Raw genomic sequence first — 12,002 nt, 5'->3', positions numbered from 1 at the left:
CAGTAGGTTTTGGATTTTAAAACTTATTTTTTAAAATTTTTCATCAAAAGTTGTAACCTCAATTTAAAACGTGTCGTCATATGGAGTATCAATCAATTATAAAAACATAAAAATTATGGGACCACAAGTTTTAGTACCACTTAGCCTTTTCTTAATGATTTTCGGGATTGTTTACCTAATTTATTCGACAAGAAACAGAGAGCGATTAGCTTTGATAGAAAAAGGTGTTGATGCCAGCATCTTTTTGCAAGGAAGAGGAAATGGAGTTCCTGCTTGGAAAATTTTTGTTGTAAATCTGGCATTCTTATTAATAGGATGCGGTGTTGGAATTTTTCTTGCTTTGTTGATTACAACGTATACATCTCTAGATGATGACGCAGTTTATCCTTCAATTATTTTTATAATGGCCGGAATTGGACTTTTAACAGGATTTAAAACTGCCAAAGATTTAGACAAAGAGTAAGTAAAAATTTAAGTTAGTACAAAAAAACGCATCAATAATTTGATGCGTTTTTTTTATTCTTTAGAACCAATAGTTTCGTAATATTCATCAATAGAAAGTTTCGGTTGCATTGATGCCATAACGGCAAGTTGATCACAGCGTTCATTTTGCGGATGATTGTTGTGGCCTTTGATCCATTTAAAATCGACTTGATGTTTACGGTAAGCAATTAAAAAGCGTTTCCATAAATCAGGATTTTTTCTTCCAGCAAATTTCTTTTTCTCCCAACCCAAAACCCATTTTTTTTCAACGGAATCCACAACGTATTTAGAATCTGAAATTACCAGCACTTTCATGTTTTCTTTTTTCAGTTTTTCTAGACCTACAATTACAGCCAGAAGTTCCATTCTATTATTGGTCGTCAAACGAAACCCTTCGTAAAATTCTTTTTTATGTGGCGTTCCCACTAATTCCATGACCACGCCGTAGCCGCCGTTTCCCGGATTTCCTTTTGCAGCGCCATCTGTATATATATGTACTTCGTGATTCATTTAATTTTTTTTTCACCATATAAGTTATATAAGTTCATTTAAATAATACAGCTTATATTTTCTTTGTCAAGTTTTATAAGAGTTAGTTAAAGTCCATCTTATAGATTCTTATATGACTTATATGGTTTAATTTTTTTTTAATTTGAAATTTATTTTTTGGAAATTGAATCTTCTAATACTGCCTGAATTATTTCCGGAAAATGTTTTTGTTCCAATTCATGAATCTTTTCTGCAACAGTTTCTGGCGTGTCTTGGTCTGTTAATGCTACGTTTGTTTGGAAAATAATACCACCTTCGTCATAGTTTTCATTTACATAATGAATAGAGATTCCCGTTTCTTTTTCCTTATTATTTACTATAGCCCTGTGTATGTGCATTCCGTACATTCCTTTGCCTCCATAATTAGGTAAAAGCGCCGGATGAATGTTGATTATTTTATTAGGATATTTCTCGATTATATTTTCAGGGAATTTTAGCAAAAATCCGGCAAGAACGATCAGATCCGGGTCGATTTCTTGTATTTTTTGTAGTACATTTCGTTCTAAAAGTTCGTTTTTTGAGAAGATTTCGACTGGAATTTGATGATTTTTTGCTCTTTCGATAACTTTTGCCGAAGCATTATTCGTAAAAACAGAAACGACCTTTGCAATTTCAGTATTCGAAAAATATTTTATAATGTTCTCTGCGTTAGTTCCTGATCCTGAGGCAAAAACGATAATTTTTTTCATAATTCGCTGTGTTTTGAGAATGCAAAAAACGGAATAAAAAACGAAAATAAATAGCTTTAAAACGGCTTTCTTGAAATTAATTTTATAAATTAGTGTTACATTTATAAACTAAATCGTTGTTTTAAAATAAAGTTTTTTATTTTTGCCAACAAATTAAATTCTAAAATTAAAGATTATGTCAGACATTGCATCAAGAGTAAAAGCGATTATCGTAGACAAATTAGGTGTTGACGAAAACGAAGTTGTAACAGAAGCAAGCTTCACTAATGATTTGGGAGCTGACTCATTAGACACTGTTGAGCTTATTATGGAATTCGAAAAAGAATTTGATATTCAAATTCCAGACGATCAAGCAGAAAACATTGCTACTGTAGGTCAAGCTATTTCTTATATCGAGGAAGCTAAAAAATAATAATACCACACCCGATTTCTAAAAATCCCCAATTTTTGAAATTCCAAATTCCAATTGGAATTTGATTTTTGATTTTTGAAATTTTTAAGAGTCGGGTGTTATTATTTTTTTTAAAATTTAAATTTCGATTGGTTTTCAATCAAAAAGATATATTTATATTGTAATGCCCATGGCTCTTAAGTAACATTATTGTTAAGAAAGCGTGGGTTTTATTTGTTTAAAGTACAAAATACATATTTATGGCATTAAGGCGAGTTGTTGTAACAGGATTAGGTGCACTTACTCCTATAGGGAATAATATCCAGGAATATTGGAATGCACTTGTGAATGGAGTAAGCGGAGCCGCTCCTATCACATATTATGATACAGAGAAGCATAAAACGAAATTTGCCTGCGAAGTAAAAAACTTCAACATTGAAGATTACATGGATCGCAAGGAATCTCGAAGACTAGATAAATTTGCTCAATATGCAATTGCTGCCAGTGATGAAGCTATTAAAGATGCTGGAATTACAAATGATAACGTAAACAAACAAAGAGTTGGTGTTATCTGGGGAGCTGGTATTGGCGGTTTAGAGACTTTTCAAGAAGAAGTAATGTATTATGCGAAAGGTGATGGAACGCCAAAGTTCAATCCGTTTTTTATTCCAAAAATGATCGCTGATATTGCGCCTGCACATATTTCTATGCGTAATGGTTATATGGGGCCAAACTACACAACAGTTTCGGCATGTGCATCTTCTGCAAATGCTTTAATTGACGCTTTCAACTACATTCGTTTAGGAATGTGCGATGTTATTGTATCAGGCGGATCTGAAGCTGCAGTTACAATTGCTGGTATGGGAGGTTTTAGCTCAATGCATGCTTTATCAACAAGAAATGAAAGTCCAGAAACAGCTTCTAGACCTTTTGACGCAACTAGAGATGGTTTCGTTTTAGGTGAAGGAGCAGGAGCTTTGGTTCTTGAAGATTACGAACATGCAAAAGCTAGAGGTGCAAAAATCTACTGCGAAATTGGCGGTGGAGGTATGTCATCTGATGCTTACCACTTAACAGCACCACATCCAGAAGGAATTGGAGTTATTGCCGTTATGGAAAATACTTTAAGAGATGCTGGAATGAAACCTGAAGATGTTGATCATATCAATACTCACGGTACTTCGACACCTCTAGGAGATGTTGCTGAATTAAAAGCAATTAGTGCAGTTTTTGGCAGTCATGCTAAAAATATCAATATCAACTCAACAAAATCAATGACAGGACACTTGCTTGGTGCAGCTGGAGCTATTGAAGCAATCGCTTCTATTTTAGCAATGCAACACAGTATTGTTCCTCCAACGATTAACCATACTGTTGTAGACGAGAAAATTGATCCATCATTGAATCTTACCTTAAACAAACCTCAAAAGAGAGAAGTTAATGTTGCAATGAGCAACACTTTTGGTTTTGGTGGACACAATGCGTGTGTATTGTTTAAAAAATTAGTTGACTAATTTTCGTATATGAATATTATCAAAAAAATATTTTCTAAATCCCGTTCTCTAGAAGACGGGATTTTTTTTGACACTATTCAGAAAATTCTTGGTTTTCCGCCGGTAAATGTAGAATTTTATAGAAAAGCCTTTACACACAGATCATCAAATAAGCTGGATGAAAACGGACAACCGATCAACTATGAGCGTTTGGAGTTTTTAGGCGATGCGATGTTAAGTGCCGTAATTGCTGCACATTTGTTCAATAAAGCACCAAATGGAGACGAAGGATATTTGACTAAAATGCGATCTAAAATCGTAAGTCGCGAACATTTGAATGAGCTTGGTAAGGATTTAAATCTGGTTCGCTTTGTTGAGAGTAAAGTGCCGATCCAGCATTTTGGCGAAAACATACACGGTAATATTTTTGAATCTTTAGTTGGAGCAATTTATTTAGACAAAGGATATTCTTTCTGCGAGCGATTTATTCAAAAGAGAGTAATCACGCCTTATGTTGATATTGCTAGGCTTGAAGGAAAAGTAATTAGTTATAAAAGTTTGGTTATCGAATGGTGTCAAAAAGAAAAAAGAGTTTTTCATTATGACATTTTTGAGGATAACGGTATTGATGGTCAGCGTTTATTTGGCGTCAAATTAAGTATAGACAATAAAGTAATCGCAAGAGCGCGAGCAACTTCAAAAAAGAAGGCAGAAGAGAAAGCATCACAAAGAGCTTATTTTGCATTTCAGGAAAAAATAGACAAGAAATAGCTACAAAAATGCTGTAACTATCTTAAAGCTATAACGTTTTCGTTTATAAATTAACAAAAACAACCACGTCATAACTATTGATGCTCCGTTAGAAATAGTATATTTACAACTTGATTTTTCATGACATGGCTATTCATAGATTGGATTTAGACGAATTTGACGAAATTGATTATTATTTAATGGCAATTCATACTTCATTAGAAGATTATCGATTGGCCTATTTTATCAATAAAATTCTTCCGATAAACTTAAGTAAGAGCAAAAACGAGATTCATGCTCAGACTAAGGATGGAGTCGCAAATTTTTCTAGATTTTATTATTATGATTCCGAAAAAGCAGTTTCATGGAATTTAATTCAGAATAAAAATGAAATCATTTCAGTGAGTACGAGTGATTTCCAGAATTTGTTTTCTAATGAAACAAGTGAGGTTTCAACAACAATTCATTTACTTCCTGAATTCAAAAAAGTAGATTTTTTCCTGAAAATAGAGAATAGCGAGGAAACTCTAAATTTTTCAGAAATTCAACAACAATTAAATACCATAGAGAGTGTTGCGGCTATTTATGCCGTCGATACAGATAAAATAAAATCAAAAAACAATCTAATTTTTTAAAAAAAATGTTAACAAACAAGAAAACCAAAATTGTTGCTACACTTGGTCCCGCATGTAGTACAAGAGAGATTATCAAGGATATGATCGAGGCAGGGGTTAATGTGTTTAGAATCAATTTTTCGCATGCAGATTACGAAGGAGTAAAAGAAAAAATCGATATCATTAGAGGTCTAAACGAAGAGTTTGGTTACACTACAGCAATCCTTGGAGATTTGCAAGGACCAAAACTTAGAGTTGGTGTTATGGAAGAAGGAACAGTTGTACACGATGGTGATACAATCACGTTTACGACAGCTGAAGATATTATTGGAAATGCTCAAAAAGTTTTCATGAAATATCAAAACTTCCCAAATGATGTTAATCCGGGAGAGCGTATTTTGCTAGACGATGGTAAACTTATTTTTGAAATTGTTTCAACAGACAAAAAAACAGAAGTTGTTGCTAGAGTTATTCAAGGTGGAGAATTAAAATCTAAAAAAGGAGTTAATCTTCCAAACACTAAAATTTCTTTGCCAGCTTTAACTGAAAAAGATATTGCTGACGCGATTTTTGCAATTGAGCAAAAAGTTGACTGGATCGCACTTTCATTTGTGAAAACACCACGCGATTTACAGGATTTACAAGAATTGATCGCTAAGCACTCAGAATACAAAATTCCAATCATTGCTAAGATTGAAATGCCAGAAGCTCTTGAGAACATGGATAAAATTGTAGCGTATTGCGATGGTTTGATGGTTGCTCGTGGAGATCTTGGGGTTGAACTTCCTGCTCACGAAGTGCCATTGGTACAAAAAGATTTGATCCGCAGAGCTAAAACGGCTAGAATTCCAGTTATTGTTGCTACACAAATGATGGAAACAATGATTACTAGCTTGACTCCAACAAGAGCAGAAGTAAACGACGTTGCAAACTCTGTAATGGACGGTGCCGATGCAGTAATGTTGTCTGGAGAAACTGCAACAGGAAATTATCCTGTACAGGTAATTCAGAGAATGGCGCAAATTTGTGAAGCTGTAGAAAATTCTCCGCTAATTCAAGTGCCTCAAAATACACCACAAATCAAAACAAAACGTTTTGTAACTAAAACAGTTTGCCACCAAGCGGCTTTATTAGCAAATGAAATCAGTGCAAAAGCGATTTGTACATTGACAAATAGTGGTTATACAGCGTTCCAGATTTCAGCTTGGAGACCTTCAACTGCTCATATTTTAGTATTTACTTCAAACAGAAGAATCTTGACCCAATTGAATTTATTATGGGGAGTTAAATCTTTCTATTATGATAATGAGGAAAGTACAGATGATACTGTAACAGATGTAAACCAAATTGCGATTGATAAAGGATATGCAACAAAAGGTGACTATTTGATCAACCTTGCAGCTATGCCAATTAAAGACAAAGGAATGGTGAATACCATGAGAGTTTCTGAAATTGAATAGTTTTCTTTTTTAAAGATATGCTAAAGCCATTCGAAAGAATGGCTTTTTTTTTGTCTTTATAATTTAAATGCTGAATTTCTGTAAAAATTTTCAGCAAAATAAAAGAATCATAACAGAATTGAAACAGCTGTTTTTGTTCAAGAAATTTTGTTCAATACTTTAACAAATTGTTGAAATACTGCTTTTTTAACGTTTCATTTTATAAAATGAAACCATCTCAGGGTTAAAATAAGCGGTTCTCCGGTTTTTTATTGGTTAATTTTGAGTTCCTTAAATAAAAGTTAAGAAATTCCTGTTTTCCTTTCCACAATCTTTTCCGACAATAAAATTTGAAATGAGGATTTCTAGAAATGATTTTTATTTAAAAAATGCCAATACATTTTCACCTAAATAATGCATCATTTTTTAAAACTAATTATTAACAAATTTTATTACCATGAAACAAAGTAAACTCAGAAATGCCATAATGCTTTTTGCATTAGTATGCTTCACAGTGGTTCAGGTGAATGCTCAAAAAAAACCTAATATTTTAATACTATGGGGTGACGATATTGGAACTACCAATATTAGTGCTTATAGTGATGGAGTTATGGGTTATACAACTCCTAATATTGATCGTTTAGCTAATGAAGGAATGCGATTTTTACATTATTATGGTGAACAGAGCTGTACAGCAGGACGTGCCGCTTTCTTAACAGGACAGCATGGTCTTAGAACCGGACTTACAAAAGTTGGTTTTCCTGGCGCACCAATGGGTATGAGCCAATTGGATCCATCTATTGGCGGAATCATGAAAAACTTAGGGTATGTTACAGGACAATTTGGTAAAAACCACGTTGGTGACCGTAACGAAAGTTTGCCAACTGTAAACGGTTTCGACGAATTCTTCGGAAATCTGTATCACTTAAATGCTGAGGAAGAACCAGAATTGCCAGATTATCCAAAAGATCCAGAATATTTGAAAAAATTTGGACCAAGAGGAGTTTTAAAATGTACAGCAACAAATGTTGATGATGCGACAACTGATCCACGTTTTGGAAGAGTTGGAAAACAGAAAATAGAAGATACTGGAGCGCTTACTAAAAAAAGAATGGAAACAATCGACGACGAAACTTCTGCGGCCGCGATTGATTTTATCAAAAGACAAAACGCAGCAGGAAAACCATTCTTCTGTTGGTTCAACGCTACTCGTATGCACCTTCGTACGCATGTAAGAGCAGAACATAGAGGAAGATATACACATGGAGACAGTGAATATATTGATGGTATGATCGAGCATGATGAAACTATTGGAAGCATCTTAAAAGCTTTAGACGATTTAGGAATTGCTGATAATACGATTGTGGTATATTCTACAGATAACGGTCCTCACATGAATACTTGGCCTGATGGTGCCATGACACCTTATCGTTCAGAAAAAAATACAAACTGGGAAGGCGCTTTCCGTGTACCTTGTATCGTACGTTGGCCAGGTCATATCAAACCAGGAACTGTTACAAACGAGTTAATGAGCCATAACGACTGGATGCCAACTCTTGCTTCAATTGCTGGAGAACCAGATTTAACGAACAAATTATTAAAAGGCTATACTGCAAACGGAAAATCGTATAAAGTGCATTTAGACGGTTATGACCAAAGTAAATTTTTAGAAGGCAAAACACCAAAAAGTGCCAGAGATAAATTCTTCTATACAGATGATGATGGTTTGTTAGTTGCTTTAAGAGAAGGAGATTATAAATATGTTTTTGCTGAACAGCGTTTAGAAGGAACTCTTGGTGTTTGGGCAGAACCTTTTACAAAACTTCGTCTTCAAAAAACATTCAATCTGTTTCAGGATCCTTTTGAGCGAGCTGATGTAACATCAAATACCTTTTGGGATTGGCAGTTAAATCACGTAGGTTCTATGTATGGAGCGATACAAGATGTGGTTGCATTTGCAGAAACATTCAAAGAATATCCGCCAAGATCAATTCCACCAAGTTTCTCTGCTTATACGATCATGGAAGAAGCGATGAAAGATATCAAAGCGCAAAAATATGTAGAGAAAAATGTTCTTCCTAAGTTAAAAGAAGAGCAAGAAGACGCTCCAAAAAAGAAAAAATAAAATATAAATAATTGAAGGAAACAGGACGTAAAAAGTCCTGTTTCTTTTCACTAAAAAGTATTTGTTATGTATAAAAAAATAGTACCAATAGTGACCCTTCTTTTTTTATTTGTATCCTGCAAAAAATCAGAAGAAAGTACTTCTGTCAATACAAAAGACAGTACAGCGACTGCTGTTACAAATGGAGATCCGTTGCCAAGCTGGAATGACGGACCGTTAAAAAAAGATATTATTTCTTATGTTGAAAAAGTAACTAAAGAGGGCAGTCCAGATTTTATTCCGACAGAAAGCAGAATTGCAACTTTTGATAATGACGGAACGCTTTGGGCAGAAAAACCTCTGGCTCAGGAATTATTTGCTTTTTACCGAGTTAAAAAAATGGTTGAGGCAAATCCTGAATTGGCTAAAAAACAACCTTTTAAAGCCGTAATCGAAAAAGACAAAACCTATTTTGAAAAAGGCGGAGACAAAGCACTTGTTGAGTTAGTGGCAGCAACACACACGGGAATGACAGAAGATGAGTTCGAAGCTTCGGCCAAAGATTTTTTTGCTGGCGCAACCTATCCGGGCAAAAATGTTCCTTTAAAACAAATTCGTTACCAGCCACAACTAGAACTTTTGAATTATTTGCGTTCCAATGGATTCAAAACTTTTATCGTAACTGGCGGAACGGTTGAATTTGTTCGTGCTATAGCTCCAGATTTTTATGGAATTCCGAAAGAACAAGTAGTTGGGACTTCTTTCAAATATAAATTTGACGATGCTAAAAATTCGGTGGTAAGAGAACCGGCTTTAAATCATTTTAATGATAAAGAGGGTAAGCCTGTCGCCATACAATTGCATATTGGTCAACGTCCTGTTTTTGCCTGCGGAAATGAAGGAGGAGCGGGGGATCTTGCCATGTTGAGATATTCTTCAGGAAGCAAATATCCTTCTTTTCAATTAATTGTAAATCATAACGATTCGATCAGAGAATTCAATTATCAAGAAAAAGATAATCTGTCTTTAAATACTGCTGCAAAATATAAATATCATGTTGTGAGCATTAAAGACGACTGGAAAAAGGTTTTTGCAGATAAATAAGTGATTTTGAGAGTAACAAAAATTTATAAATAAATAGTCATGAAACGAAATAAGCATTTTGTCAGCCATCAATTATTTTTCTGTGCTCTCTTTTTTATTATTTCGATAGGAATTTTTGCGCAGGAAGCCGAACCAAAAGCCGGGTCAAGTGCGCAAGAACTCGCCGATAAAATGGCCAATCCTGTTGCGAGTTTAATTAGTGTTCCACTTCAAAATAATCTTACTTACGGGATTGGGGCATACAATGGCTCGAAATATCAAATAAATATTCAACCCGTTGTTCCTTTTAAATTAAGTGAAAATCTAAATTTAATTACCCGTTATATTCTGCCAGTTGTAGATCAGCAGGATGTCACGGGACAAAATACACACGAATTTGGTTTGAGCGATGCAACAGTAACGGCATTTTTTGCTCCTAAAACCAAAGGACTCATCTTTGGTGCTGGTCCTGCTTTTTTAGTACCAACTGCTACAGATAAATTGTTGGGAACAGAAAAATTCGGAATTGGGCCAAGTGTTTTGGTCATGCACCAAGGAAAAGGGCTTTCTATAGGTTTTCTAGCCAATCAAATTTGGTCGGTAGCAGGAAATGCAGACCGAGCCGATTTCAATCAGTTTTACACACAAATCTTTCTAACACATAGTTACAAAAGTGGCGCAAGTTTAGGAATTACTTCAGAAATTACGCAAAACTGGCAAGGAAATACCACCTTAATTACGGTTAGTCCAAATGTTGGAGCCATTACAAAATTAGGAGGACAGACGATGCAATTTGCTGTAATGCCTTTAATTCCAGTTGTAGGCCATTCCAGCATAAGACCAGATTGGGGACTTCGCGCAGTAGTAGCGTTTATATTTCCACAATAATTTTCCGTAAAAGTTTTTAGAAAATATTTATCTCATTTTTTAAAAGTATAGAACATGAAAGCTAAAATAATTTTACTTTTCCTTATTGCTTTATTTTTTTCATGCAATAAAACTTCGACAGAAAAAACAGAACCCGCTTCTGCCGAAATTGTTTCAAGTACTTTCAAACCAGCTAATCTAGAAGAGCAAGTTATTTATAATAGAGCAATTGAAGCTGTTATTTGGGGAGTTCCTGCGGTCAATTTTGAATTGTTGAATGAAAGTTTAACTAACGCAAAAGGCAATTTCAACGAAATTATTTATTGGTCTGGCTTGATCAATTCAAAAAATCAGACATTAACGCCAAATCCAGACGTTGTTTATATCAATCCGTTATACGATACTAGAAAAGGTCCCGTTGTTTTAGAAATTCCGGCAGCAGAAGGCAGTTCATCTATCACAGGAAGTTTAGATGACGGCTGGCAAACTGCAATTGAAGATATCGGTCCGGCAGGAGTTGACAAAGGAAAAGGCGGGAAATATTTGATTTTACCTCCAGATTATAAAGATAAAGTACCAGCAGGGTATATTCCGATGCCTTCATCAACTTATACTGGTTTTGCAATTCTTCGTTCGAACCTGACTGACGGAAGTTCGGCCGATCTTCAAAGAGCAATTGAGTACGGAAAAAAGGTGAAAATTTATCCGTATTCACAAGCTTCAAATCCGCCGGCAACAAAATTTGTTGATTTGTTGCAAGTTCCATTCAGCAATACGATTCCGTATGATTTTCATTTTTTTGAACTTTTAAATCAGTTTGTGCAGCGCGAACCTTGGTTGAACCGAGATTTAGTTATGGTCGATTTTTTAAAATCAATTGGCATAGAAAAAGGCAAATCTTTTGAAGTAGATGCGAGAAGAAAAGAAATCCTAAACGCAGCCATAAAAGATGCGCATAGCTGGATAGATAATGAATACAACAATGCTTTTCAAACTCCTTTTTATGAAGGTACAAAATGGGCATTGCCTGTTTCGCAGGAATTTGTAAAAGCAATTGGAAGTAATTATTCAATACCAAACAACTATCCAGTTCGTGAGCGTGCAATTGCTTATTCGATCGCCTATTTCAGTGCAAAACATTTAGGGGCAGGTCAATTTTATTTAATATCAATTAAAGATGACAAAGGACAGGAATTTGACGGATCAAAATTGTATCAATTGCATCTTCCGGCAAATGTTCCTGTAAAATTATATTGGTCAGTAACAGCTTATGATCGTGAGACACATGCTTTAATTAAAGATATGAAATATTTCAGCAGAGCTTCAACTTCGCCTGGAATTCAAAAAAACAGCGACGGTTCAGTAGATATTTATTTTGGAGCAAAAGCCCCAGCAGGCAAAGAATCGAACTGGGTTCCGACTGATCCAAAAGGGAAATTTGAATTGCTAGCGCGTTTTTATGGTCCTAAAAAAGGGTTTTTTGAGAAAGCTTGGAAAATGGGAGATGTTACTGAAGTGAAATAAAAAATGCTCTGATTTT

Annotated in this window: 12 protein-coding genes; 10 read left to right on the top strand and 2 right to left on the bottom strand. The window is 34.8% G+C overall.

All coding sequences use genetic code 11. The features are described from left to right. Positions 1 to 115: 115 nt before the first annotated feature. Positions 116 to 463, top strand: a complete 348-nt coding sequence (locus FND99_RS03410; RefSeq protein ID WP_144336586.1) for a DUF6249 domain-containing protein — start codon at positions 116 to 118, stop codon at positions 461 to 463. 53 nt (positions 464 to 516) lie between these two features. On the opposite strand, the gene rnhA is transcribed toward FND99_RS03410, so the two are convergent. Both rnhA and purN read right to left on the bottom strand, forming a co-directional pair. Beyond that, positions 517 to 993 (bottom strand): ribonuclease HI, encoded by a 477-nt coding sequence (gene rnhA, locus FND99_RS03405; RefSeq protein WP_144336585.1) that lies wholly within the window; start codon positions 991 to 993, stop codon positions 517 to 519. A 149-nt stretch (positions 994 to 1,142) separates the two neighbouring features. Next, entirely contained in the window at positions 1,143 to 1,721 is a 579-nt protein-coding gene (gene purN, locus FND99_RS03400; RefSeq protein ID WP_144336584.1) for a phosphoribosylglycinamide formyltransferase, read from the bottom strand. Positions 1,722 to 1,896: 175 nt separating this feature from the next. Between purN and FND99_RS03395 the strand changes: the two genes are divergently transcribed. The 9 genes from FND99_RS03395 (at position 1,897) to FND99_RS03355 (ending at position 11,986) form a co-directional block, all read left to right on the top strand. Further along, positions 1,897 to 2,133, top strand: a complete 237-nt coding sequence (locus tag FND99_RS03395) for an acyl carrier protein (protein WP_007137004.1) — start codon at positions 1,897 to 1,899, stop codon at positions 2,131 to 2,133. Between the two features lie 239 nt (positions 2,134 to 2,372). Beyond that, positions 2,373 to 3,626 carry a beta-ketoacyl-ACP synthase II gene (gene fabF / locus FND99_RS03390; RefSeq protein WP_144336583.1) on the top strand — a complete coding sequence of 418 codons (1,254 nt, stop codon included), beginning with the start codon at positions 2,373 to 2,375 and terminating at the stop codon, positions 3,624 to 3,626. 9 nt (positions 3,627 to 3,635) lie between these two features. Further along, positions 3,636 to 4,376 (top strand): ribonuclease III, encoded by a 741-nt coding sequence (gene rnc / locus FND99_RS03385; protein ID WP_144336582.1) that lies wholly within the window; start codon positions 3,636 to 3,638, stop codon positions 4,374 to 4,376. A 125-nt stretch (positions 4,377 to 4,501) separates the two neighbouring features. After that, positions 4,502 to 4,990, top strand: a complete 489-nt coding sequence (locus FND99_RS03380; protein WP_144336581.1) for an IPExxxVDY family protein — start codon at positions 4,502 to 4,504, stop codon at positions 4,988 to 4,990. A gap of 5 nt (positions 4,991 to 4,995) precedes the next feature. Beyond that, entirely contained in the window at positions 4,996 to 6,429 is a 1,434-nt protein-coding gene (gene pyk / locus FND99_RS03375) for a pyruvate kinase (protein ID WP_144336580.1), read from the top strand. Between the two features lie 436 nt (positions 6,430 to 6,865). After that, on the top strand, positions 6,866 to 8,533 hold the full coding sequence (locus FND99_RS03370) for an arylsulfatase (protein WP_144336579.1): 1,668 nt from the start codon (positions 6,866 to 6,868) through the stop codon (positions 8,531 to 8,533). A 66-nt stretch (positions 8,534 to 8,599) separates the two neighbouring features. Then, positions 8,600 to 9,616 (top strand): HAD family hydrolase, encoded by a 1,017-nt coding sequence (locus tag FND99_RS03365; protein ID WP_144336578.1) that lies wholly within the window; start codon positions 8,600 to 8,602, stop codon positions 9,614 to 9,616. A gap of 39 nt (positions 9,617 to 9,655) precedes the next feature. Further along, positions 9,656 to 10,483 (top strand): hypothetical protein, encoded by an 828-nt coding sequence (locus FND99_RS03360; RefSeq protein WP_144336577.1) that lies wholly within the window; start codon positions 9,656 to 9,658, stop codon positions 10,481 to 10,483. Positions 10,484 to 10,537: 54 nt separating this feature from the next. Beyond that, a complete protein-coding gene (locus FND99_RS03355) occupies positions 10,538 to 11,986 on the top strand; it encodes a DUF1254 domain-containing protein (protein ID WP_144336576.1) in 1,449 nt (482 codons plus the stop codon). Positions 11,987 to 12,002 lie beyond the last annotated feature (16 nt).

The sequence above is a fragment of the Flavobacterium daemonense genome (assembly GCF_007341385.1).
Taxonomy (GTDB): domain Bacteria; phylum Bacteroidota; class Bacteroidia; order Flavobacteriales; family Flavobacteriaceae; genus Flavobacterium; species Flavobacterium daemonense.
The sequence above is the reverse complement of the archived record's forward strand: the minus strand, read 5'-3'. Positions and strand labels throughout refer to the sequence as shown.